The following is a 22513-nucleotide window of genomic DNA, read 5'->3' as shown; positions in this document are numbered from 1 at the left end:
GGACGGGTCGCTGGGCGGGCGCCGCAGTAGCCTCGAGTTGGCCAGTTGATGTGCGGCGCCGAGGCAGGCGAGCGCGGAACCGGTGACGACGAACGCGCGCGAGGTTTCGGCGAAGCGCGGTGCGGGCACCTGCAAACTCTACGGAGCCCCCACCCCGGATGCCACGAGCCACCGGTGCAGACCGACGGTCATCCGGCTCTTGGACAGTGGAGGTGTGTGCGTGGCGTTGGCGGTCCCAGTCGTGTCGATCCGCACCATCCAGCCCGCGTGGCTGCTCGTCGCGGCGGCCATCGCCGTGCAGATCGCCTACCCGCTGATGCCCGAGGGGCTGCGCACCGAGATCACCGTCGGCAGCGTGATCGTCTTCTTCCTCGCCGCCGTCGCCGACATCCTGCGCGTGCACGGCGTGCTGGGCGCGGTGCTCCTGGTGGCCGTCGCGGGTGGCGGCGGGCTGATCGCCGAGTCGGTCGGCGTGGCGACGGGGTGGCCCTTCGGCCAGTACGCCTACACCGGCTCGTTGGGCGCCGAGGTGCTCGGCGTGCCGTTCGTGGTGCCACTGGCCTGGGTGATGATGGCGTGGCCGGCGCTGGTGGTCGCCCGCACGCTCGCCACGCGGCGACTGACGGTCGTCGTGCTGGCCGCGGTGGCGCTGACTGCGTGGGACGTCTTCCTCGACCCGCAGATGGTGGCGGCAGGTCACTGGACGTGGTTCCACCCGTCCCCGGGCCTTCCGCTCATCCCCGGCATCCCGCTGACGAACTACGCCGGCTGGCTGCTGGTGTCGCTGGTGATGATGGCGATCCTGCACGCCGCGCTTCCCCGCGAGGACGGGCCGTCGGCGCCCGCCGCGACGCTGTACCTGTGGGTGTACTTCTCCTCGGTGATGGCGCACCTGGTCTTCTTCGGGCTGCCGGGGTCGGCAGTGACCGGCGGAATCCTGATGGGGGCGGTCGCGATACCGTTTGCCATCACTCTTCTACGCCGCCGCCACCGCGATCCCTCCGTGGACCGCCCGTGAGCGACTCACTCCTCAGCCGGGCCGCACCGTTCCGGATGCGCCCCCGCCAACTCGTCACCCCCGATCCGCTGCTGCCCCGTGACGTCGCGCCGGGCGCGGAGGCCGTCGTCGTCGGTGGCGGCATCGCCGGGGTCAGCGCCGCGGTGATCCTCGCCGAACGCGGCGTGCACGTGACGCTGCTCGAGGCCAACGACTACCTCGGCGGTCGGCTCGGCGCGTGGCCCGAGCGGCTGCCCGACGGTTCCGAGCAGCTCATCGAGCACGGCTTCCACGCGTTCTTCCGGCACTACTACACGTGGCGGGCCATCCTGCGCCGCGCCGATCCGGAGCTGTCGTTCCTCGAGCCGGTGGCGAGCTACCCCGTCATCTCGACGACCTGGCCGCCCGAGGACCTGTCCGGTCTGCCCGCCGCACCGCCGCTGAACCTGCTCGCGCTGGCGTTGCGGTCCAAGAGCCTGGGCCGTGCCGACTTCGTCAACGCCAACCCCGACGCTGGACAAGCGCTGCTGGCCTACGACCGCAAGACGACGGTCGCCCAGCTCGACCACGTCGACGCCGCAACGTTTCTCGACGACCTCGGGATGTCGCAGCGCACCCGCACCATGCTGTTCGAGGCGTTCGCGCGGTCGTTCTTCTGCAACCAGGGTGAACTGTCCGCGGCCGAACTGGTGGCGATGTTCCACTACTACTTCCTCGGCAATCCCGAGGGCATCGGCTTCGACGTGCCGTCCACCGACCACGCAACCGCCGTGTGGAATCCGTTGCAGCGTCACCTCGACGCGCTCGGCGCCGACGTCCGCCTCGGCGCTCGGGTGTCCGACGTGTCACCCGACGGCCACGGCTGGCGCATCACCACCGACGGTGGTGACGTCACCGCCCGCGACGTCGTCGTCGCGCTGGATCCCGGAGCGCTGCGCAGTCTGATGGCGAACTCCCCGGCACTGGCCGCGTCCGCACCCCAGTTGGCCGCGAGCTGCGAATCACTGCGCGTGGCACCGCCGTTCGCGGTGAGCAGGTACTGGTTCGATCGCGACGTCGCGCCGGAGCGCGCACCGTTCAGCGCGGTCAGCGGACAGCCCAACCTCGACTCGATCGCGATCTACTCGCGGCTCGAGCAGCCCAGCGCGGAGTGGGCGCGGACCACCGGCGGGTCGGTGATCGAACTGCACTCCTACTCGTGCCGGCTCCCCGACAAGGACCAGGCCACCGAGGCCATGCGCCGTGAACTCGCCGAGTTGTGGCCCGAGACCGCCGACGCCACCGTGCTGCACGTCGCCGACCGACTGGAGGCGACCGCCCCGGCGTTCCCGCCCGGTTCGTCGGGCACGCGGCCCGGCGTCCGCACCGACGCCCGCGGCCTGCGGGTGGCCGGTGACTACGTCGAATTGCCCTATCTCGCAGGCCTGATGGAGCGATCGTCGATGTCGGGCGTGCTCGCAGCCAATGACGTGCTCGCCGAACTCGGCGCGGCCGCGGAGCCGATCATGGGCGTCCCGCAGCGCGGTCTGCTCGCCGGCGTGCCGCCGATTCCCCGGCGGGGACGGGCCAACTCCCGCTAGGTGTCACGGATCGGGTCGCCGTCCGGTCCATTGGATATGCACCCGACATCCCCCGGAACTCCGAATCGAATACCCGAACGCACCATGCAGGTCGGTGTGGTGTTTCCACAGACCGAGATGGGCGGCGACGTCGGTGCAATCCGCGCTTACGCCACCGCCGTCCAGGAACTGGGATTCCAGCACGTGATGACCTACGACCACGTGGTCGGCGCCGACCCCGCCGTTCATCTCGACTGGCCCGCGCCCTACGACGTCCACACTACGTTCCACGAACCGTTCGTGCTGTTCGGCTACCTCGCTGCCGTCACCGACCTGGAACTCGTCACCGGCATCGTCATCCTGCCTCAGCGTCAGACCGTGCTGGTGGCGAAGCAGGCCGCCGAGGTAGACCTGCTGACCAATGGGAAGCTGCGTCTTGGCGTCGGAATCGGTTGGAACTGGGTGGAATACGAGGCGCTGGGCAAAGACTTCGGAAACCGCGGCGTCCGGAGTGAGGAGCAGGTTGCACTGCTGCGGAGGCTATGGACCGAGGGGTCCGTCACCCACGACGGAGCAAGTGAGCGCGTCACCGGCGCAGGCTTGTCCCCGCTACCCGTCCAGCGCCCGATCCCGATCTGGTTCGGCGGCTCCTCGACCCGCGCCTACCGGCGCGCAGGACGACTCGGTGACGGCTGGTTCCCTCAGATGGGTCCCGGCGCCGAACTCGAGGCCGCGAAGCAGATCGTCGACGCGGCCGCGATCGGGGCCGGCCGCGATCCCGCCACCATCGGAATGGACGGCCGATCGGGCTGGGCCAAGAAAGGCCTGGACGGAGTCCTCGCTGAAGCAGATCTCTGGCAAGCGGCCGGCGCTACCCACCTGTCCGTCAACACGATGGACGCCGGGCTCGGATCGATCGACGAGCACGTGGCCGCACTCGCGGCGGTCGCGAGTGGTCTCGGACTGACGCGACGATTGGCATGATCGGACGAATCGCCCTCGTCACCGGGGCGAGCAGGGGCATCGGGGCGGCAACGGCGCGACTGTTGGCGTCCCGCGGCGCCCGAGTCGGCGTCAACTATCTCAGCAACGCCGAGGCCGCCGACTCTGTGGTCGCCGAAATTCTCGCTCGCGGGGGCGAGGCGATCGCAGTTCAGGCCGACGTCCGAGACGAGACTGCGGTGCAGCGCATGACCGGACGGATCGCCGCCGAGTGGGGCCCCGTCGACGTTCTCGTCCACAACGCGCTGATCCCCTACGCCAGCAAGACGTTCGCCGACATGACCTGGGATGAACTTGGGACCAAGATCGATGAGGAGATGCGAGCGGCATTCTTCGTGACGAAGGCCGTGCTGCCCGGGATGACGGCTCGGCAGTACGGTCGAATCGTCTTTCTCGGAACGGGTTTGAGTCAACGTCCCCGCGAGAAGATGATGGCCCTCGGGACCGCGAAGGCCGCCCTCGTACAGTTCGCACGATTCGTCGCGCAGGAGGTCGGGTCGGACGGCATCACCGTGAACGTGGTGTCCCCAGGGCCGGTCGACGACACCCGTCACGCCGACGTGTTCGGACCGGCGCACCGTCAGCAGCAGGCAGCACTCGCTCCGCTGGGCCGCATCGCGACTCCAGACGATGTCGCACACGTCGTGGCGTTCTACGCCGGGGACGACAGTGCATTCGTCACCGGGGTGAGCGCGGCAGTCAACGGTGGCGCCGCCATGGATTGAGTGTGCCGAAGTAGGTGGCGTCACTAGGTCGTGGCGCCACCTACTCCGTGCACGTCACTCGTTTGCGGCGATCTCCACCTCGGCGGTCGCCTGGATGAGCGCGAGCAGGTCCTTGTCCAGACCCGGCGCGAACTCCTCGCGACGCTCCGGTGCGATCGTCATCGGGAATCCCTCGGGCATGACGGCCGTGCTCAGTTCAGTGCCGTCGTTCGACGGCGAGGCGCCGCGGTACAGCTTGGCGGCCTGGCTCTGGTCGTCGGCGCTGAAGGTGTACTGGATGCTCTGCAGACCCTTGTCGATGAGCTTCTTGACCTCGGGGAACTGCTCCGCATTGGTCTTCGGGATTGGCAGCGCCGCGCCCCAGTTCACGCCCAGGCTCTCCAGCGCCTTGGCGAAGGCGTTCTCGTGCGCCTGGTCGCGGACGATCAGGTACGCGATCGTCGAACGGGCGGTCTTGTTGTCCGTCATCTCGTAGATGCGGCACTTCTGCAGTCGGCCGGTGGACTCGAGCATGAGGTTGTACAGCAGGTCCAGGACGAGGTTGCCGCTGTTGTACACGTAGGAACCCGACCACGGATTGCCGGCGGAGTCGACGGGCAGCGCACCCTGCGCTCCGACCAGGTAGTGGTGAATGTTGCTGGTGTCCAGGGCGATCTTGAGCGGGGTAGCGCCCTTGGCACCCGGCTGATCGACCGGATCGGTCTTCTTGCCGTTGTACTCGGGCGAGCCGTCGAGCAGCCGGGAGATGGTGGTGCCGATCAGTTCGACGTGGCTGATCTCCTCGGTGCCGACGCCTTGGATCAGGTCCTTGTACGGCTTCGACGTGGTGTCGCCGCGGAAGTTCATGCTCTGGAACAGGTACTGCATCATGGTGCGCATCTCACCGAACTGACCACCCAGACCCTCCTGCAGCGCGTTGGCAGCGGCGGGATCCGGCTCGTCGACGGCGATTTCGTTGATGAATTGCTGTGTGTGCAGGTACATGAATCTCCTGAGATGCAGTTTGGTGTGCGGACCCCGCCGCGGGCCGATTCCGGCAAACGGGTTCGGTTCTCGAGCGGACGGTCGCACGCTTCGGCATGGTGCAGGGCTCGCGAGGTCTGGAAGCCGCTGGCCTGTCCGTGATACCCCGCGTCAATTCGGACAAACGGATCCGACCTCACGTGTTCTTCAAGATCGTTGCACCGCAACGGAACAGCGGACCCCCGGTTTGGATGTGGGGAAAGCGTGTATCCCGCCAGTGGGGCGAGTCCGCCCGTTCGTCAACTGCTTTCGACTTCGAGGAATTTCATGCCGTCACGCAATACCGTCTCCCGGTCCCTGCACGATCTCGGCGCCGCGGCGTGGTTCGGCGGGACGCTGATGGGCGCCGTCGGCGTCAACGGTGCGGCCGCCGCCGTGCGCGATCCTCGGGACCGCGCCCGGGTGGCGGCGACCGGCTGGGGCAAGTGGGCACCGGTGAACGCCGCCGCGATCGGCGCGCACCTGATCGGCGGCGGCATGATCCTGGCAGCCAACCGCGACCGCGCCAGGAATCAGGCCGGCGTCAGGTCGAACACCGTCGCCAAGTTGATCGTCACCGGCGCCGCCCTGGGCGCCACGGCGCTCAGCGGGGCCCTCGGCGCGAAGTCGGCGCAGGGCGACGGCCATCCGATCGAGGGTGCCACCGATCCGGCGCCGTCGACGCCCAGTGACGTCGCGGCCGCGCAGAAGAACCTGCGCTACCTGCAGTGGGCGCTACCGGTGCTGACGGGCACGATCGTCGTGCTCGGCGCGCAGCAGGGCGAGCAGCAGCGGCCCAGCCAGATCCTCGCCGGCTTCGGCGAGACGCTGGCCCGCCGCGTCGGCGCCTGACACTCGACGGTGGGACCCCCTGATTGGGGTCCCATCGGTCTGTCGCGGGTAAGAAGGTCCCATGCGTGCGATCGTCGTCGACGAGTTCGGTGGGCCGGTTGGCGTTCGGTCCGTCGCCGATCCGCGGCCGTCGCGGCGCGGCGTGGTGGTGGAGGTGCACGCCACCGGCCTGTGCCGCAGCGACTGGCACGCGTGGGCTGGCCACGACGACGGGGTGGCCCTCCCCCACGTGCCGGGTCACGAACTCGTCGGCGTGGTCGCCGCCGTCGGAGCCGAGGTGGCGCGCTGGTCGGTCGGTGACCGCGTCACGACACCGTTCGTCTGCGGTTGCGGCACGTGCGAGTGGTGCCATGCGGGTCAGGCGCAGGTCTGCCCGAATCAGACGCAGCCGGGCTTCACCCACTGGGGATCCTTCGCGGAATACGTTGCACTGCACGATGCCGACGTCAACCTGGTGGCGGTTCCGGCCGAGGTGAACGATGCGGCGGCGACGAGCCTCGGCTGTCGATTCGCCACGGCCTTTCGCGCGCTGACGGCGCGCACCCGCGTCCAACCCGGCGAGTGGGTGACCGTCGTCGGGGTCGGCGGGGTCGGGCTCAGCGCCGTGCAGGTCGCGGTGGCCGCGGGCGCCAGGGTGGTCGCGGTGGACCGGACACCGGAAGCGCTCGCGCTGGCACGGCGCCTCGGCGCGGAACACACGGTGCTCAGCGACGGGTCCGACGTCGAAGCCCGCGTGCACGACCTCACCGGGGGCGGCAGTCACGTCGCCGTCGACGCCGTCGGTTCGCCGGCCACCTGCGCCGACGCCATTCATGCCCTGCGCCGCCACGGACGACACGTACAGGTGGGGTTGCTCCCCAACGTGGACGGCAATCCTCCCGTGCCGATGGATCGCGTGATCGCCTGGGAGCTGGACGTTCTCGGCAGTCACGGCATGGCGCGGGCGGACTATCCGGCGATGCTCGACCTGGTGGTGGCGGGCACGCTGCGCCCGGACGCACTGGTCGAGCGTGTCGTCGGACTCGAGGAGGGCGCGCGACTGCTGCCGACGTTCGGCTCCGCGTCGCCGGTGGGTGTCACGTTGATCGACCCGCGGGTGCCGTGACCCATCGGAGCGTGTTCACCACCGCGACTTGACGTCGTCGGCGATGAGGCGGGAGATCTTCGGCGCGGAGTCGGCGGGGTTGGCGCTGCAGGTGTTGACGTCGACGATGACGTTGTTCTCCAGTGTGAGTGCGCGGCCGCACGCCCAACCGGGGGTTCCCGCGTCGTGCATCGTCGTGATCGCGCTCAGCGTCGGTTTGGCGTTCGAGACGGGGCCGACCGACCACTCGGACCCACTTTGCGTGTGGGTGTAGTCGTGGCACAGCGACCAGCGCTCCGCCGACGCGTCGAAGAACGCGCTCGCACTCTCCGGGGTGCCGAACAGCACCACCGCCTGCTTGAGGTAGTGGGTGAAACCGTCCCCGTTGTTGAGGCTCTGGTCGCGCTCGGCCCAGAAGCCGCTGTCCGCGTAGACGGCCGCCTCGGCCGCGCCGTCGATCGGAAGGCACTCCGGCGGCGCCATGATCGCCGAGCTGTCCGTCATGGTCGAGCGGCTTTCGACCGGTGCCATTCCCACCGTCCCCATCGCCGCGTCGATCTTCTCGGGGGTGAGCAGCAGACTGCTCAATTCCCGCTCGACGAGGGGTCGCGGGATCAGGGTGCGGCTGGGTGAGGTCGAATCGGCGTGGCCGGTGCTCACGCATCCGGTGGCGAGGAGACAGGTGAGTAGTGCGAGAACTGATCGATGCATGTGGTGCTCCTCAAGCCGGCCGAACCCTTCAGCGGTCGCCAACTGCTCAAGCGGGCCGCTGAGGAAATGGTGCGACACGAGGCGCGTCACCCGAGCCGTGCCGCGCGCGTTTCGTGGTCACGATGCGCGGCGGATTCGGTAACGATTCACGAGTCCCTCGCCACACGGGTTCGACGTTCAGCCGTCGTCGGACGCGTCGCCCACCCGCCGAGCCCACGACGCCACGTAATCGAAGCTGTCCTGCTGAACGGGCTCGTAATCGAATTCGACGTCGCCCTTCGTCGCCGCCTCAGCTGTTGACAGCACGCGGAAGTCTGACCGACGCAGTTTGCACTGCTCGAGGTCGGGCATTACCAAGCCTCCAACGTCATAGAGGAGCTACATGAGTCCCGCCCTTCCCCGCTCGATCTCACGCGCTGCTGCGTGCGTCGCCGTTCTTGCCGTTGCCGGTTCGATGACCGCGTGCGGCGATGAGGGCTCAGGCGACAGCACGTCGACGTCGACGTCGACGACTGTTTCGTCCGCCCCGTCGAGTACGTCACGCCCGAGCCCCGTTCCGACGACCGCGACTCAGGCGCCCGCCCCGACGTCTGGCGGATCAGGTGGTGGCCAGTCCGAGGCACCCAGTGGAGAGCAGTCGCAAGCACCATCCAGCAGCAGGCAGGTTCCGGGCGCGACCACCCGCGGCCCTGACGTCAGCGTCTCGCCGAGTGTCAGCGCGCCCGGCCCCGGGAATCCGAACCAGAGCGGGATCGGCGGCGATGTTGATGGTCCGGACAGCCCGGGGAACGAGAGCGGATCTGGATAGACGAAGTGGCCCCCGCTAAGGCCTGACGCTCTAGCGGGGGCTCGCAGAGCTCCGGCTGCGATCTACGGTGACTCAGTAATGGTCGTCGTCGAAATCGAAGTCGTCGTTGCCATTACCGATCTTGTCATCGTCCTGGTCATTGTCATTCCAGAGGTCGACGCTCGAATTGCTGGAGTCTCGAACCCCCTGCTCGATGTCAATCATGCTTGGACCGGTCGATCCGCAGAGATTGGCGCGTGCGGCCATCTGGTAGTCCGCTGCGCCTGCCGGTGGCGGGACGTTGTTCGCGTCGGCGGCGCACAGTAGGTAACCCAAGTCGAGCGCGAGTTTGACATGCTCTTCGTCGAGTGTCATGCCGTTGGTGTTGTGCACCTGCTGCAAATAATTGATCTCGTTCGCTTGGCCGGCTGGCCCGGCAGCGGCGCCTGCGGCGGTAGCCACCGAAATGCCGATGGCTCCGACGCCGAGTAGTGCGGCAGCCACGGCCGCCCTGAATCCCCCCATTTTGCTCCCCCTCAGTAGCAAGCACGATGTGTGCCAGCGAATAGTCCCAGGCAGAGCAACAAGATCGCAACCGTGCGCCGTTGCTAGAACGGACGTCGCCGACGGGGTCGGGTGGCACCCGCACAGCCGCGCAGTGCGCTACTCCCCACTCCCCCTAGGACTTGAACGCAACCGGATGCGTCGCGTCAGCCATGACGGTCCGCGAGCCCCGCATCCAGTGCTCAGCTGAGCGGAAACGGTGAACCCTGGCTCGCATCAACGATGATGATGTGAACATGCGTGAGACCTGGGGGATTGCCAATCACACTTTCGCGATGTGGATCGTGGTGGCCGCGACATTCGTCATGGCCATTTCCATGGCATACCGGTTCGTCGCATTCCGTGGGCGCCCCGTGTTCAGCGATGCTGTCGACGCTCACCAAGCGGCCTTCCTTGCAGGGGGTCCTCAGTTAGCCGTGTACTCCGCCCTCGGGGAGCTGCGCCGCACCGGCGCGGTCGACGTCAACCCCGACCGCGTCCTGTGCCGGGTTGCGCCGCTGCTGGAGGACGCGACTGGGCTGGAACGGGCGGTTTACGAGGCAACGGCGAGCGGCCCCACTGCAGTCCAACTACCTGGCGACCCTTCGGTCAGCGCAACACTTACACGAATCCGTGAAGATCTCGAAGAGTCCGGGCTCTTGTTGTCACCCTCCCTGCGAGCAAGTACCCGTTGGTTCGTGTACGCGGGGCTGGTGGTGGCGGGAACCGTCATGGCGCGGCTCGCGGCGGGCCTCGTCGATGACGCACCGATCAGCGATCTCTTGGCGGCCATTGTTCTCACCGGCCTCTTCCTCGTGTTCATGGTGACAGTGCCGAGGCGCACCCGAGCCGGAACCGCCGTGCTCGCTGAACTGCGTCGACGGCACGCGCGTCTCACACCACCGAGGCCGGTAATCGAGACCGGCGCCGCCGTGTTCTTCGCGGAACGGCGACGACGGCGAGCACCACAGAAGCCGTCCCTTGACTCGCGCGGCGCAGCAGCTTTCGCGATTGGCCTGTTCGGTCTCGAGTCGCTGTACGCGCTCGACCCGGTATTCGCCTCGAACGTCGGCGCCCCACGACACCGCCCCACCTTTGATGCGGTGAGTCTCGGCGGCCCGTGAGTCAAAGCACGTTGCCCTGACCGATGATCGGTCGAGGCGTCCGTCGATGTCGACGTCGTGCACGGACAGCGAGCGCTTGAAGAACAAGCAAGAAGGGCCCCCATTGCTGGGGGCCCTTCCTGTTGGTGGAGCTGCCGGGAATCGAACCCGGGCGTATTCGGGTGTTTCCCCAGGTCGCTGGCTCTCTGACCTGCCCTAGTTCGCATGAGATTGCACGAAGTCACCTGGGCTTTCGCCGGGTGGCATTGACCGTGTCAAAGAAGCCGCGGTGATCTTGTCGGACCTCCCGATAGTCTCTTCTGCAAGGGGTTGGTTCGATCGCAGGGGGAATTGGTATGTCCGCGCCAGGTTGGTATCCGGATCCGCACACCGGTCAGCAGCGTTACTTCGATGGCACGAACTGGGGACCGACTGCGCCCCCTCCGCCGCCGCCGCCAGGTGCGCCAGCCGGGCCACCGCCGAAAAAGCCCGCGAGCCTGAAGAAGGTGCTCATCGTCATCGCCGCGTTCGCTGCGTTCGCGACGATCATCTCGGTCAGCAGCAACGACGAGAAGCCGCGCACGACGGCGTCGACGCCGTCGTACAGCTCGACGTATCGGACGCCGACGAGCACCGTTCCTCCCGGCCCGTCACCGAGGGATCTTGATCCCGCCAGCTACACCCCGATGGATGAGCGGGAGTTCGCGATCTTGGCGAAGAACCCTGACGGCGCGATCGGCCGGAAGGTCATCGTCTTCGGGGAGGTCACCCAGTTCGACGCGGCGACCGGCCTGTCGGACTTCCGCGCCAACACCGGGCCCGACACCTACGTCGAGGCGAACCAGTACAGCCAGAACACGATGGTGCACGTGGAAGACCCGGCAATCGTCGCGAACGTCGTGAAGGGCGACATCGTGGAGATGCACGTCGAGGTGGCGGGGTCGATGTCCTACGACACGACCATGGGAGGCAACATGACGGTCCCGAAGTTCACCGCGTACATCGTGCGGGTGCTCCAGTGAGCCGCACCGTCGACGTCATCGACTCCGAGTTAGCGCTGCTGGCGTGCGTGCGCTGCGGTTGGAGGGTTCGGTGCGCGGCCGTCGATTCAGCCAGTCGACGAGCTGCTCGACGAGCGGAACGGTGAATGAGCGAAAGCATGTGGGACAGCCGCGATCGGCACGACGGCGGTGGTAGCGACGAACCACCGGTGGACTTTCCGCGGGCCGGGTTCTTCGCTCGGTTGCTGTGGGGTGTCGACGCGCCGGTTACTGACGCCGAAAAACAGAGGCGATGGGCGAAGGCGGCGAGGGACTTACGCGACATCAGCGAGGCCCTCGACTGAACACGGCATGAGAGACGGTCTCGCCGACTCAAAGGGGGATATGAGCCAGCGAGACCTGGGCGAGTGGGCACGTGGGGGGACGGCCGTGCTCGCCTGACCAACACAGTACGGGCGTAGCCAGTCGCAGTTGCTCGACGACGTGAACTGTCCATTAGTGACAGGCGTGGTGCACGCGTGAGGCATCATCGAGCAATGCCTGAGAACGCATCAACTATCCGCGGCTGGCCGTGGCGAGACGTGCTCCTGGCGGTTGTGGGCATCCTCGCTGGCTGCTACATCGGACTGCAGGTGCTCCCCTACGACGCCGTTTCCAATAGGGCACTCATCGGCATCTACGCGATCTGCGCGGTCATCCTGCTCGGGTTCGCAAAACTTCGCGCCAGCTACCGCACGATGTTCCTTGGTGCCTACGTTGGCATGACTGGCGCGGTCTTAGCCATGGTGCTGTTCGTTACAGGATGATGCCTGGCCCGAACCCCATGTCAGACGTTCCGCACACCCGCGGGCCCATGTAGTACCCGGCACGCCGACCCGAGCGCCGGGACGTACCGGACGTGGCCGCACTGCTTGCAGTAGTAGGTGCGGTGCTGGCCGGGGTGCGGTTCCCCCGCACGCCTGTGTGCCGACCTGCACCTGGTCCGGCCCGAGCGGATGGCCGTTGGCGCACTTCGTCGGCGCGGTCTCGGCCCACCCCTTCGGTGTCTTACGGAGTCGCCCAGTCACGTCGCCTTTTTCCGGCGCGGTGGTGGTGGCCGTAACTGCATGAGTTCGAGCTTTAGTGCGTCGATACGACGAATGAAGTCGTCGATCCAGTCGTCGCTGATGAAGTAGGTGTCGGGTGGGCGCCATCGGTAGAGCCGCTGCTTGCGGTCGTCGTCCGTTGCTGGGCGAGCGTGCAGCATTGAGTTGCGGTCGTCAGATATCTCGACCAACGCCTCACCGCCCCGCGCGAGGTAGTCGGAGAATCTCGGGTCAGTGCAGCGAGGAGCATGCTTGATCAGCAGCCTGCCGACGGTTCTGGTGGTCTCGGCAGCGAGCCTGTTCACTGACAACTCTGAGGGCAAGTCTTCCTCCCACTGGGGCAGGTCGGAGATGAGCAAGCCTTCGAGCGATGACACAAGGTAAGCGGCGAGGCCGATGCGTCTCAGATAGGCGTCGTCCGGCTCGAGGATTGAGCGGACATGCACGTCATAGTCGGTCACGGCAGTGGGAGCGGGAGTGTCTCGACTTCGGCGCCGAACTCTGCCGCGTACAGCTCCGCGTCGGCGCGCTCCGCGTCGGTGTACGCCTGGATCGCCTGCGGGCGGCCAGGCGGTCGAACGATCATCGTCAGGTCGGAGGTCTTGTCGACCTGGGGTCGGGTGGGCTTGTTGCGGCTGGCCATGTCGGACACGAGCGGAACGTAACACCCGCCTACGACGAGGTTGCCTCCGCAGCGCCAGCCGGAGATCGCGCTATTTGCCCAACCAGTCAGCTTCGCAAAGTTCACCAATTAATGAGACTTCGCTCGAAGTACCGGGGTCCGTCCACACGGCGCGGTCGTTGACGATGCGGGGATCGAGTGGGCGCCGTCCAGCCGAAGGCCACTGCACAAATTCGTAACCTGTCAACGCGTACTGAACGTCGTCGGCTAGCCAAACCGCAGCCTGAACTTCCGAGGTCTCTAGTCGATAGCCTAGGCAACGCTGGTAAGAGCCGACGGTGGCCTCGGAGGCGTTTGCGGGCGCCTCAAAGCCTACGGCGAGCCACTCATCCGACAGGTGAAAGGACCACTTCACTCCATCAAATGTGACAGCCCGGCCGTAGCGAAGGCACTCGAGATCTCGTGTGACCGCTTTGGAAGCGGCAGCCCATGCGGCGGGTAAGTCGCCAGGTGCGTCGCCACCGATGGCGAATGACCAACGCCGATCTGGCTCGTCCCAGGACACGGGCAATACCGTCGCACACTTAGCCCATTGGGGCAACGGAATTGAGGTGCCCGCCCGGCGCGAATCGCTAATCGCTTCGTCCCCCGCCAGCATGAGTTAGCTAGGGTGAAAGCATGTGGCGCGTCGCGGCAGTCTTGATGGCTCTGGCCTTGACCTCAGCCTGCGCTTCGCAGACGACACCGCGGCTTGACTCGCCGTCAGCCACTTTTCCGGCGCCGCCTCTGGGGCCGCCGCGAACCGCCCTTGGTTGTCGGGTGACTGATGAGGTCACAGGAGGTCGAGGCGTGTTCTACCTCGAAATACACTCTGCAGCATTTGATTTCAGTCCTTGCAATCAAGGCATCGCCCGTACCATTGTCCGAGTTGCGAGCTTCGCCAACCTCGGCGGAATTCCGGAGGATTTGCGTCAACGCTGCATGTACAGCGCGAGCACTGATCGCAGCGTGAACGGATACGTTTATGTCTCCAGCACCGGTGACCCAAACAACGTCGCAGCCGCAAATGCGGTCTGCGAAGTCCACCACGGAGTTCGCTCGTAGCGGGGTTTGGGTAACTCAGGTAGGGGATCGAGTCTGTCATGGGCTTGGCCGCGTTCCGGAATCACCAGGCCGCGGTTGATCGGGTCGCCAACCATCGCGAAATCTGCGCTCGAACTCCGCGTGAGGCAGGCGCGGCGCTGGCTTACACTCTGGGCGGCCAACTGCGGCCATCTCGTCGTCGAAGTGCCAGTCGGCGTCGTAGCGGATGAACGCCTCGTTGACCTCGTTCGACTGCTCGAGGATCTTCAACCGGACGTCCATGCGGGCGAGTCGGCGCTCCATCTCGGCGTAGTCGGGTGAGAGTCGCCGCGCCTCGGCGAGCGCCACCTCCGCGCGCTCCTTCTCGAGGCGCGCGGAACGCTCCCGCCACCGCCGCGAGAGTGGCTTCAGCAGCTTCGCGATGATCGGCAGCCGCTCGGCCCAGTCGGGGAGCTTCAGCCAGATGATCGCCAGGATGAGTATCCAAAGCGGAGCCTGATCGAGTAGATCGGTGATCACCTTGTCCATGCGCTATCCGATCCGCCGCACGAACTGCGCGTTCAGCCAAGCGAATCCGAACCACAACGCCGGTGTGCGCCACCCGTAGGTGCCGCCATCGTTGTCGCGGGTCAGGACGTCCCACATCGAACTCCATGCGAGCGCGAAGTAGATGCCGAACAGCAGCGTGTGCGCGCCGTTGGTCACCCAGCCCCATCGGCCGCGGGGCAGGGTGCTGGGGTAGATCGGGTCGTCGCCGAGCACCAGCTCGGCGACGAGCCCGGCCAGGCCGGCGCCGATGAGCAGCGCGCCCCACAGCTGGAGCGGCATGGCGCCCTCGAGCGTGGTCAGCAGCGATGACGAGCCGCTCGGAACGAACATGTAGTCGGTGCCCCACGCGATCGCGATCGCGAAGATGACGAGCTGGGCGCGACGCCACGTCCTCGGGTCGACCTGGCGCCACGTCACGGCCGGGCGTGCCGACCGGTGGACTGCACGTTGGCCGCGGCGACGCCGCCACCGAACAGGACCGGTGCCAGTCCGACCCAGACCGACCGCGATCGCGCCATCCTCGACCTCGAGACGAAGTGGTGGGCAACCGCCGGCGGGAAAGAACAGGCCATCCGCGACCAGCTCGCGACGACACCGGTGCGCTACTACCAGCGGCTCAACGAGTTGCTTGACACCGAAGCGGCGTTGGCCGCGTACCCGCTCGCAATAAACCGTCTCCACAGGATCCGAGCCAGGAAGCACCTTGTCAACAGAAACTTGACATATTACGTATTGTCAAGAAATTATTGACGCATGGCCGCCACCTTCACCGCTACCGCCCAACAGCTCCACCGCCAACTAGGACAAACCTTGGCGGCGCCCATCTTGCGTCTCAAGGACGCACCGCTCGACCTGGTTCGCGCCGCCCAGGACATTCAAGGCCGGGCCGAAACACTGATGGCCGCCGCCGTAACTGAGGCGCGGGAAGCGGGACGAACGTGGCAGGAGATCGGCGAGGTACTCGGCGTATCGCGGCAAGCCGCCTTTCAGCGGTACGGCAAACCAATCGATCCGAGAACAGGCGAACCGCTGAACACCACGCCCATCCCCGACGCCGGCGACTTGGCTGGCGCAATCATCGACGACCTCGCCCACGGCCGATGGACTGATGTCACCGTTCGATTCGACGCAACGATGCGCGACCAACTCACTGAAGAAGCGCTAACCGAGGCGTGGGCCCATATCGCCGGGCTCGCTGGAGCCTATGAAAGTCACGGCGAAACCGAGGCTGCACGCACCGGTATCTTCACAACCACCAACACGCCCCTGAGTTTCGAGGCCGGAGACTTCGTGGCTCGTCTCACCTTCCGCGACGACCGGACGTTGGCTGGCCTCTACATTCTCAACCCAGACATTGCGGGCGTTGCCGAGGTGCCGGAGGAGTGACTGCCCACCAAGTGAGCGTCACTGGCAAGCGTTCGGAGACGAGCCTTCAGAGCTTGTGGGCGTCTGTTATTCGCCATGCGGCTGTTGCGACGAAGTCGAAGCTGTCCTGGACACCGGAACGGTATTCGAACTCGACTTCATCTCCCGCATCGAACGATCGGGATCCCGACTGCCCGCGGATGTTGCCAAAGATGATGAATGCGTCTTTTCCGGGCGGCAGGTCGGGCGATGAGATGGCACCCCACCCCTTTTCCGCCTTGAAGAACTTGACAGTTCCGAACGCCATCGCGTTCCTCCTGAACTAAGCGTCAGGCCCTACGGGCCGGGGCTGTGGTAGACGTTGAATCCGTACTGCTCAAGCGGTTGCAAAACTATTGTGATGTCCATGTTTTCGGCCGATCCGGCGATGGCGTACGCCAACAGGCTGCCCTGGTCGTAGGCGAAGGCATACAGCTCGTACCCGTTGTTCTGCAGGTCGACCTGCATTTGCAGCTCGTTGCGGAAGCGCGCGAGGGTGACGTCGAAGTACTCGCCGCCTGGTGCAATCTTGGCTTCACACGCACCCCGCCGAAGTGCATGCGGCAACTCCGGGTGCGGAGCCTTCAGCCAGTACACCGGAGACTTGCACACGGCCGCCGTCCAGTCCGGAGGCCAATCGGAGACGCGGTTGATCTGGGCCCAGGCGTCGCCAGGGGGCACTGCGTGGCGCAACGCGGCGACCCCGCGTTCAGCGGGATGCTGATTGACCGTTTGGGCCGCGACGATCAGGCCGGCGCAAAGTAAGACTCCAACCACAGATGCGGCGATAGCCCTGCGAATTGGCGACCCGTTGCTAGTAATCAGTTTCATTGGCTCCTCCCCCACAGCAAATCTATCAAGCCCCACCTGCTGCTCATGAGCGTCATGACGGAGGCCGTCGGTAATCGACGTCGACCGATCGCGACACGCTCCGTGAGGAGCGCGACCGTCTAGTACTAGGCGGCAGCCGCATTCCGCATGGGACCATCGCCGCGTGGAAGATGAGAACTACCTGACCGAGGCACGATGGGACCAGGTCCAGAAGGAGATGCCAATCGCCGGTGTCGACTTCGTGCCCGTCAGGCGGGGGCCGGACGGGTCGATCGTCGAAGTTGGGCTGATCCGACGCGACGACAATCCACTCGGAGACAAGCCGCTGTGGTGTCACCTCGGTGGACGGATCTTCGTCGGCGAAACGATCGCCGACGCACTCGCACGGCACGCGACGGAATCGCTAGAGGGGAACTTAAGCTTCCCGAACGCGAGCCGGCGCCCCCTGGGTGTCGTGGAGTGGTTCCCTACGGATCGCAACGTTCCCGAGGGGTCGGCGTTGCAGTACGGATTCGACCCGCGCAAGCACGCGGTGACGGGCTGCTACGCCGCCGAGGTCGAGGGCAACATCGTTCATCGCACGGACAGCAGTGAGGCGAAGGATTTTCGATGGTTCACGCCGAGCCAGGTCAAGCAGCTTCCCGACCTCTGGCCAGGCGCCAACCTCGTGGTCGAGCACATCGTCTCCAGGGGCGCACCGGACGACGAAAGTCGGCGCACCGCATACGAAGTGCTGTCGGATCGTGTACAGAATCACAACACGCTTGTGTGGCAGACACCCTCACTCGCGTTGACCGCCGAGGCGTTCCTGCTAACCATCGCCCTCGGCTCGGACTATTCGACGTCAGCGCGATTAATCGCCTCGGGTCTCAACTTCATGCTGTCTCTGCTCTGCCTGCAGTCCATGGCGAAGCACAAGGGGATGATGAACCTCGACCGCGACAACATGATGGCACTCGAGGCCGCTCTGCAACTACCGCAGTTTCACCGGCCGATCGGCAAGGGCGAACTTTCCTGGCTCGCGGACATGAAGGCAAGCGTCCTATGGATGTACGGATTCGGCATCCTGACCATCATCGCCGCCGGCATCTTTGTGTCTGCCCTACTAAGCCTGTAGCGCGCAATCGGTGAGGCGAGCCGAGACCAGCTCGCAACGACACCCGTGTGCTACCTGGAAAGGACCGACGCGATGACCAAAGTGCCACGCTGTCGAAACAACCGAGGGAGCCCGCACACAACAGCGAGCGCTTGAAGAACAAGCAAGAAGGGCCCCCATTGCTGGGGGCCCTTCCTGTTGGTGGAGCTGCCGGGAATCGAACCCGGGTCCTACGGCATTCCCTCGAGGCTTCTCCGTGCGCAGTTCGCTATGTCTCTACTTGGATCTCTCGTTCACGCGAACAAGACGAGATGACGATCCCAGTCGCTGTTTGGTGTCCCCATGGGTTCCGCGACCGAACCCGTGGGTTTGTCCCTCTAGCTGATGCCAGGGTCCGGGTCGAGGGCGCTCCCGGTCTGACAGACACACCGTCGCTTAGGCAGCGAGGGCGTAGTCGCGCTGATTTGAATCGGCGCTTAATTGGTTGCAACGACGCTTACGGTGGTCGATTGCCTGCACCGGCACGCTTCCCTCGAATCGATGCGCGAAGTCGAAACCGTTCAGCCCCTCGCGCCCCGCCGACGTTCGGCGAGAAGTCCATTGTAGCGATGAGTACGACAAGATTCCGCGATTAGATATTCCCAGCTAGATCACGTAGTTGAGGTTGGCGACCACGCGCTCGCCCAGCTCGACGTCGCCGCCGTAGACCACGTCGGCCGGACCGCGGAGCCGTCCACCGCACAGCCGGGTGAATGCGAACCCGTCGAGGGTGATCGTCGCGGTGGGTTCGGCGCCGCCGAAGTCGTCCACCACCGCCGCGCGGGCGTCGACGGCCACCCGGATGGTGCGCGCGAGCGGACCGGTCAGCACCAGCGCCACCCGCGACCCGTCCGGCGCCTGGGCCCGTTTGCCGACCACGAAGCCCATGCTGACCGCCACCTCGTCGAGCGCGAACCGGCTCGCTGCACCGTCGAGTTCCGCGGCGGACGCCGGCAGCGACAGCGCGTCGCGGACGTCGTGCTCGTGCATCCAGCAGTCGAAGATCCGGATCCGCATGAACCGGCCGTAGGTGTCCTGGCCGGCCGGCGTGGCCGTCGGCGCGTCCCACTCCTCCCGACTCATCGCCTCGAGGGCCGCGCGGCGCTGGGCCGTCACGTCGCGGAACCGGGTCAGCACGTCCGCACCGGCGTCGGCGGACAGGTGGCGGACCCAGCACTCGTTGAGTTCGCCGATCGGGTTGCGCACGTGGTCCAGGCCCGACACGTCGACGTCCGGTGTCGGCAGGCCGGCCAGCATGCACTCGGTGCCCACCACGTGCGCCACCACGTCGCGGACGCACCACCCGGGCAGCGCGGTCGCCGTCTGCCAGCCGTCCTCGGGCACGTCGGCCATCAGGGCGTCGATGGTGCGCCAGACGTCGACGAGGCCGGCGGTCACCTCGTCCTTGTCGAGCAGGGTCAGCGGGCGCGACGGGCTGTTCACGTCAAGCACCGTAACGCCGGGCAGCGCAGGGGGGTCAGCCAACCGCGATCATCGCGACGGCGGCGAGCGCGAGCACCATGCCGCCCGCTTGCCAGCGCGTCACCCGCTCCTTGAGCACGAACATGGCCAGGGCGACCGTCGCGGCGGGATAGAGCGAGATCAGCACGCCGGTCAGCGACAGCAGCGACGCCTGCAACGCCAGGAGCATCGCCACGTTGGCGATGGTGTCGAGCACACCGGCGGCGAGCGCCAGCTTCAGCGGGACGCCTCGCGGCGCGACCAGGTTGGCGCTCGCCAGCGCGATACCGATGACCAGCAGGCTCGCGGCGACCCGCGCGAACACCAGCGGCCACAGCTTCGCCTCGACCGGCGCCTGGTCGATCAACACGAAGTTCAGCCCGAACGCCAGACCGGCGCCGACGGTCAGCCACGCGACCTTCCTGGTGAACCGGTGCGGTCGATCTTCCGCGCCCTCCGCCTCGCGGCTGACCAGTGCCACGGCGATCAGCGCGACGCCGATGCCCGCGTAGGCGATGCCGCTGGGTCGCTCCCCCAACGCCAGACCGACGCCGACGGGCACGCCGGCGACGAGGATCGCGGTCAGCGGGGAGACCACCGAGATCGGGCCGGACCCCAAGGCGGCGTAGAACCACCAGACGCCGAACGCCTGGCTGATCCCGCACAGCGCACCCCACACCACCGCGGGCGTCGTCACCGTGCCGCCGAAGCCGGCCGCCAGCATGATCAGCAGCACCATCGCCACCGGGTAGGACACGATCACGACGCGCAGCGCAGCCACCCGCCGGGAGGCGATCCCGCCCACGAAGTCGCTCACCCCGTAGCCGGCGGCCGACAGGAGGGCGAACAGGATTCCGGTCAGCGTCGGAGCCGCTCCGGCGGCGACATCAGCGCATGCCCTTGACGCGGCGGCCCAGCTCGCGGGTGACCTCACGCTCGGCGTCGCGCTTGGCCATGTCCTGGCGCTTGTCGTGGGCCTGCTTGCCGCGGGCCAGCGCCAGTTCGACCTTCACCTTGCCGTTGGTGAAGTACAGCGACAGCGGTACCAGCGTGAGGTTGCCGTCGCGGATCTTGCCGATCAGGTTGTCGATCTCACCGCGGTGCAGCAGCAGCTTTCGGTTGCGCCGCGGGGCGTGGTTGGTCCAGCTGCCGTGGTGATACTCCGGGATGTGCAGGTTGCGCAGCCAGATCTCGCCGTCGTCCACGGTGGCGAACGCGTCGGCCAGGGACGCGGTGCCGTCGCGCAGCGCCTTCACCTCGGTGCCCACCAGCGCGACGCCCGCCTCGAACGTCTCGAGGATCGTGTAGTTGTGCCGCGCCTTGCGGTTGGTCGCGACGACCTGGTTGTTGCGCCGGGTCTGCTCGTCGACCTTCTTCTTGTTGACCACGCTAACGCCGTACGTAGAAGCGCAATGTCGCGTACGCGGTGGCGCCGGACATCACGACGCCGACGAACAGCAGGATGGGCGCAATGTAGAGGATGTCCGCGTAGTCGATCCTGGCGATCAGGTTCGCTTGATAGAACTGGTCGAGCGCCTTCTCGAGGAACAGCGCCCGGACGATCACCAGCCCCACGATCGATATGACCACGCCGATGAACGCCGCCAGCATCGCCTCGACCAGGAACGGCAGCTGCGTGTACCAGCGACTGGCACCCACCAGTCGCATGATGCCCACCTCGGTTCTTCGGGTATACGCCGCGACTTGGACCATGTTGGCGATCAACAGGATCGCGCCGATCGCCTGCACCAGCGCCACCGCGAACGCCGCGCTGCTCAGGCCGTCCAGGACGGCGAACAGCCGGTCGATGAGTTCCTTCTGGTTGAGCACGTTCAAGACCCCGGGCTGCCCGACGAGTGCCTCGTCGAAACCCTTGTGCTGCTCCGGGTCGTCGAGCTTCACGATGAACGACGCCGGGAACGCGTCCTTGCCCGCGACGTCCTTGTACTGCGGGAACTTCGTGATCGCGTCGTCGTACGCCTCGTCGCGGTTCAGGAAGCGCACCGACCGGACGTCGTCGCGGTCCTCGATCTGCTTGCGGAGGGCGAGGCAGGGGTCGGAGTCACAGGTCGGGTCGTTGGCGGAGACGTCGTTGGTGAGGAAGACCTGGCTCTCCACGCGGTCCAGGTAGATGGTGCGGGAGCTGTCCGCCAGGCGGACCACGAGCAGCCCTCCGCCGAACAGGCCGATCGAGATGGCGGTCGTCAAGATCATGGCGACCGTCATCGTGACGTTGCGACGAAGCCCGGTGAAGACCTCGTTCAGGAGAAAGCCGAAGCGCACTTAGCGATCCATTCCGTAGACACCGCGTTGTTCGTCGCGGATCAGGCGTCCCAGCTCGAGTTCGATGACTCGCTGGCGCATCGAGTCGACGATGTGATGGTCGTGTGTCGCCATCAGGACCGTCGTCCCCGTGCGGTTGATCCGTTCGAGCAGATCCATGATGTCCTTGCTGGTCTCCGGGTCGAGGTTTCCCGTCGGCTCGTCGGCCAGCAACACGAGTGGGCGGTTCACGAACGCGCGGGCGATCGCCACGCGCTGCTGCTCGCCGCCGGAGAGTTCGTTGGGGAGCCGGTTGGCCTTGCCCGACAGTCCGACCATCTCGAGGACGTCGGGCACCACGCGGTTGATGACGTCCGACCGCTTGCCGATGACCTCGAGGGCGAACGCCACGTTCTCGAAGACCGTCTTCTGCTGTAGCAGCCGGAAGTCCTGGAACACGCACCCGAGCACCTGGCGCAGGCTGGGTATGTGCCGGTTGGCCAGCTTGTTGACGTGGAACTTCGAGACCCGGATGTCCCCCTGGCTCGGATGGTCCTCGGCGAGCAGGAGTCGCATGAACGTCGACTTGCCCGACCCGGAGGGTCCGATCAGGAACACGAACTCACCCTTGTCGATCTTGAGCGAGACGTTGTCGAGAGCCGGACGGGCCGAGGACTTGTACTGCTTGCTCACGTGGTCGAGGGTGATCATCACG

Annotated in this window: 29 protein-coding genes, 1 other RNA gene and 1 pseudogene; 14 read left to right on the top strand and 17 right to left on the bottom strand. The window is 66.4% G+C overall.

All coding sequences use genetic code 11. The features are described 5' to 3' along the window. Positions 1–220: 220 nt before the first annotated feature. The 4 genes from AC1MEY_RS03385 (at position 221) to AC1MEY_RS03370 (ending at position 4283) form a co-directional block, all read left to right on the top strand. Entirely contained in the window at positions 221–1018 is a 798-nt protein-coding gene (locus AC1MEY_RS03385; RefSeq protein WP_480229320.1) for a carotenoid biosynthesis protein, read from the top strand. Further along, positions 1015–2577: an FAD-dependent oxidoreductase gene (locus AC1MEY_RS03380; RefSeq protein WP_480229319.1), complete on the top strand. Its 1563-nt coding sequence runs from the start codon at positions 1015–1017 to the stop codon at positions 2575–2577. The genes AC1MEY_RS03385 and AC1MEY_RS03380 overlap by 4 nt, the downstream gene beginning before the upstream one ends. Before the next feature lie 84 nt (positions 2578–2661). Further along, positions 2662–3540: an LLM class F420-dependent oxidoreductase gene (locus AC1MEY_RS03375; protein WP_480229318.1), complete on the top strand. Its 879-nt coding sequence runs from the start codon at positions 2662–2664 to the stop codon at positions 3538–3540. Then, entirely contained in the window at positions 3537–4283 is a 747-nt protein-coding gene (locus AC1MEY_RS03370; RefSeq protein WP_480229317.1) for an SDR family NAD(P)-dependent oxidoreductase, read from the top strand. The genes AC1MEY_RS03375 and AC1MEY_RS03370 overlap by 4 nt, the downstream gene beginning before the upstream one ends. A gap of 54 nt (positions 4284–4337) precedes the next feature. Here AC1MEY_RS03370 and AC1MEY_RS03365 read toward each other — a convergent pair whose 3' ends face one another. Beyond that, a complete protein-coding gene (locus AC1MEY_RS03365; protein WP_480229316.1) occupies positions 4338–5267 on the bottom strand; it encodes a manganese catalase family protein in 930 nt (309 codons plus the stop codon). 306 nt (positions 5268–5573) lie between these two features. Between AC1MEY_RS03365 and AC1MEY_RS03360 the strand changes: the two genes are divergently transcribed. Both AC1MEY_RS03360 and AC1MEY_RS03355 read left to right on the top strand, forming a co-directional pair. Continuing rightward, the gene (locus AC1MEY_RS03360; protein ID WP_480229315.1) at positions 5574–6137 is read left to right on the top strand and encodes a hypothetical protein; all 564 of its coding nucleotides are present in this window, start codon (positions 5574–5576) and stop codon (positions 6135–6137) included. A 61-nt stretch (positions 6138–6198) separates the two neighbouring features. Further along, on the top strand, positions 6199–7242 hold the full coding sequence (locus AC1MEY_RS03355) for a zinc-binding dehydrogenase (protein ID WP_480229314.1): 1044 nt from the start codon (positions 6199–6201) through the stop codon (positions 7240–7242). A 15-nt stretch (positions 7243–7257) separates the two neighbouring features. Here the strand turns inward: AC1MEY_RS03355 and AC1MEY_RS03350 are convergent, their stop codons facing one another. The 3 genes from AC1MEY_RS03350 to AC1MEY_RS03340 form a co-directional block, all read right to left on the bottom strand. Beyond that, positions 7258–7932, bottom strand: coding sequence for a sensor domain-containing protein (locus AC1MEY_RS03350; protein ID WP_480229313.1), 675 nt, complete (start codon positions 7930–7932; stop codon positions 7258–7260). 177 nt (positions 7933–8109) lie between these two features. After that, on the bottom strand, positions 8110–8283 hold the full coding sequence (locus AC1MEY_RS03345) for a hypothetical protein (protein WP_480229312.1): 174 nt from the start codon (positions 8281–8283) through the stop codon (positions 8110–8112). Positions 8284–8812: 529 nt separating this feature from the next. Then, the gene (locus AC1MEY_RS03340; RefSeq protein ID WP_480229311.1) at positions 8813–9223 is read right to left on the bottom strand and encodes a hypothetical protein; all 411 of its coding nucleotides are present in this window, start codon (positions 9221–9223) and stop codon (positions 8813–8815) included. 296 nt (positions 9224–9519) lie between these two features. Here AC1MEY_RS03340 and AC1MEY_RS03335 point away from each other — a divergent pair, with 296 nt between their 5' ends. Then, positions 9520–10386 carry a TIGR04222 domain-containing membrane protein gene (locus tag AC1MEY_RS03335; protein ID WP_480229310.1) on the top strand — a complete coding sequence of 289 codons (867 nt, stop codon included), beginning with the start codon at positions 9520–9522 and terminating at the stop codon, positions 10384–10386. A gap of 335 nt (positions 10387–10721) precedes the next feature. Next, positions 10722–10781: pseudogene (locus AC1MEY_RS03330) on the top strand (DUF2510 domain-containing protein); the annotation flags it as partial. Here AC1MEY_RS03330 and AC1MEY_RS03325 read toward each other — a convergent pair. Further along, positions 10769–10999 carry a hypothetical protein gene (locus AC1MEY_RS03325; protein ID WP_480231744.1) on the bottom strand — a complete coding sequence of 77 codons (231 nt, stop codon included), beginning with the start codon at positions 10997–10999 and terminating at the stop codon, positions 10769–10771. The pseudogene AC1MEY_RS03330 and the gene AC1MEY_RS03325 sit on opposite strands and share 13 nt — an antisense overlap. A gap of 52 nt (positions 11000–11051) precedes the next feature. Here AC1MEY_RS03325 and AC1MEY_RS03320 point away from each other — a divergent pair, with 52 nt between their 5' ends. From AC1MEY_RS03320 to AC1MEY_RS03310, 3 genes are all read left to right on the top strand, one after another. Continuing rightward, positions 11052–11387, top strand: coding sequence for a hypothetical protein (locus AC1MEY_RS03320; protein WP_480231743.1), 336 nt, complete (start codon positions 11052–11054; stop codon positions 11385–11387). Positions 11388–11512: 125 nt separating this feature from the next. Beyond that, a complete protein-coding gene (locus AC1MEY_RS03315) occupies positions 11513–11710 on the top strand; it encodes a hypothetical protein (RefSeq protein ID WP_480229309.1) in 198 nt (65 codons plus the stop codon). Between the two features lie 192 nt (positions 11711–11902). Further along, positions 11903–12172 (top strand): hypothetical protein, encoded by a 270-nt coding sequence (locus AC1MEY_RS03310; RefSeq protein ID WP_480229308.1) that lies wholly within the window; start codon positions 11903–11905, stop codon positions 12170–12172. A gap of 257 nt (positions 12173–12429) precedes the next feature. On the opposite strand, the gene AC1MEY_RS03305 is transcribed toward AC1MEY_RS03310, so the two are convergent. The 4 genes from AC1MEY_RS03305 to AC1MEY_RS03290 form a co-directional block, all read right to left on the bottom strand. Next, entirely contained in the window at positions 12430–12912 is a 483-nt protein-coding gene (locus AC1MEY_RS03305) for a hypothetical protein (protein ID WP_480229307.1), read from the bottom strand. Next, positions 12909–13094: a hypothetical protein gene (locus AC1MEY_RS03300; RefSeq protein WP_480231282.1), complete on the bottom strand. Its 186-nt coding sequence runs from the start codon at positions 13092–13094 to the stop codon at positions 12909–12911. The genes AC1MEY_RS03305 and AC1MEY_RS03300 overlap by 4 nt, the downstream gene beginning before the upstream one ends. Before the next feature lie 1119 nt (positions 13095–14213). Further along, entirely contained in the window at positions 14214–14684 is a 471-nt protein-coding gene (locus tag AC1MEY_RS03295; RefSeq protein ID WP_480229306.1) for a hypothetical protein, read from the bottom strand. A gap of 3 nt (positions 14685–14687) precedes the next feature. Then, on the bottom strand, positions 14688–15122 hold the full coding sequence (locus AC1MEY_RS03290) for a hypothetical protein (protein WP_480229305.1): 435 nt from the start codon (positions 15120–15122) through the stop codon (positions 14688–14690). Between the two features lie 99 nt (positions 15123–15221). On the opposite strand from AC1MEY_RS03290, the gene AC1MEY_RS03285 reads away from it, so the two are divergent. Both AC1MEY_RS03285 and AC1MEY_RS03280 read left to right on the top strand, forming a co-directional pair. Further along, positions 15222–15455 carry a DUF3263 domain-containing protein gene (locus tag AC1MEY_RS03285; RefSeq protein ID WP_480231281.1) on the top strand — a complete coding sequence of 78 codons (234 nt, stop codon included), beginning with the start codon at positions 15222–15224 and terminating at the stop codon, positions 15453–15455. Positions 15456–15458: 3 nt separating this feature from the next. Then, positions 15459–16091, top strand: a complete 633-nt coding sequence (locus tag AC1MEY_RS03280) for a DUF3887 domain-containing protein (protein WP_480229304.1) — start codon at positions 15459–15461, stop codon at positions 16089–16091. A 46-nt stretch (positions 16092–16137) separates the two neighbouring features. Here AC1MEY_RS03280 and AC1MEY_RS03275 read toward each other — a convergent pair whose 3' ends face one another. Beyond that, positions 16138–16377, bottom strand: a complete 240-nt coding sequence (locus AC1MEY_RS03275; protein WP_480229303.1) for a cold-shock protein — start codon at positions 16375–16377, stop codon at positions 16138–16140. A gap of 29 nt (positions 16378–16406) precedes the next feature. Then, entirely contained in the window at positions 16407–16940 is a 534-nt protein-coding gene (locus tag AC1MEY_RS03270; RefSeq protein WP_480229302.1) for a hypothetical protein, read from the bottom strand. A 163-nt stretch (positions 16941–17103) separates the two neighbouring features. Here AC1MEY_RS03270 and AC1MEY_RS03265 point away from each other — a divergent pair, with 163 nt between their 5' ends. Further along, complete coding sequence (locus AC1MEY_RS03265) at positions 17104–18057, top strand: DUF4916 domain-containing protein (RefSeq protein ID WP_480229301.1); 954 nt, start codon at positions 17104–17106, stop codon at positions 18055–18057. 178 nt (positions 18058–18235) lie between these two features. On the opposite strand, the gene ssrA is transcribed toward AC1MEY_RS03265, so the two are convergent. From ssrA to ftsE, 6 genes are all read right to left on the bottom strand, one after another. Beyond that, positions 18236–18604, bottom strand: a transfer-messenger RNA (tmRNA) gene (ssrA, locus tag AC1MEY_RS03260). A 77-nt stretch (positions 18605–18681) separates the two neighbouring features. Beyond that, positions 18682–19518: a maleylpyruvate isomerase family mycothiol-dependent enzyme gene (locus AC1MEY_RS03255; protein ID WP_480229300.1), complete on the bottom strand. Its 837-nt coding sequence runs from the start codon at positions 19516–19518 to the stop codon at positions 18682–18684. A gap of 34 nt (positions 19519–19552) precedes the next feature. Then, positions 19553–20398: a DMT family transporter gene (locus AC1MEY_RS03250; RefSeq protein WP_480231280.1), complete on the bottom strand. Its 846-nt coding sequence runs from the start codon at positions 20396–20398 to the stop codon at positions 19553–19555. Positions 20399–20423: 25 nt separating this feature from the next. After that, positions 20424–20924, bottom strand: a complete 501-nt coding sequence (gene smpB / locus AC1MEY_RS03245; protein WP_480229299.1) for an SsrA-binding protein SmpB — start codon at positions 20922–20924, stop codon at positions 20424–20426. Position 20925: 1 nt separating this feature from the next. Beyond that, positions 20926–21819: a permease-like cell division protein FtsX gene (gene ftsX / locus AC1MEY_RS03240; RefSeq protein WP_480229298.1), complete on the bottom strand. Its 894-nt coding sequence runs from the start codon at positions 21817–21819 to the stop codon at positions 20926–20928. Next, a complete protein-coding gene (ftsE, locus tag AC1MEY_RS03235; RefSeq protein WP_480231279.1) occupies positions 21820–22509 on the bottom strand; it encodes a cell division ATP-binding protein FtsE in 690 nt (229 codons plus the stop codon). Positions 22510–22513 lie beyond the last annotated feature (4 nt).

Source organism: Mycobacterium sp. PTI7 (assembly GCF_056679845.1).
Note: the sequence above shows the minus strand (reverse complement) of the source record. Positions and strands in the feature narration are given on the sequence as shown.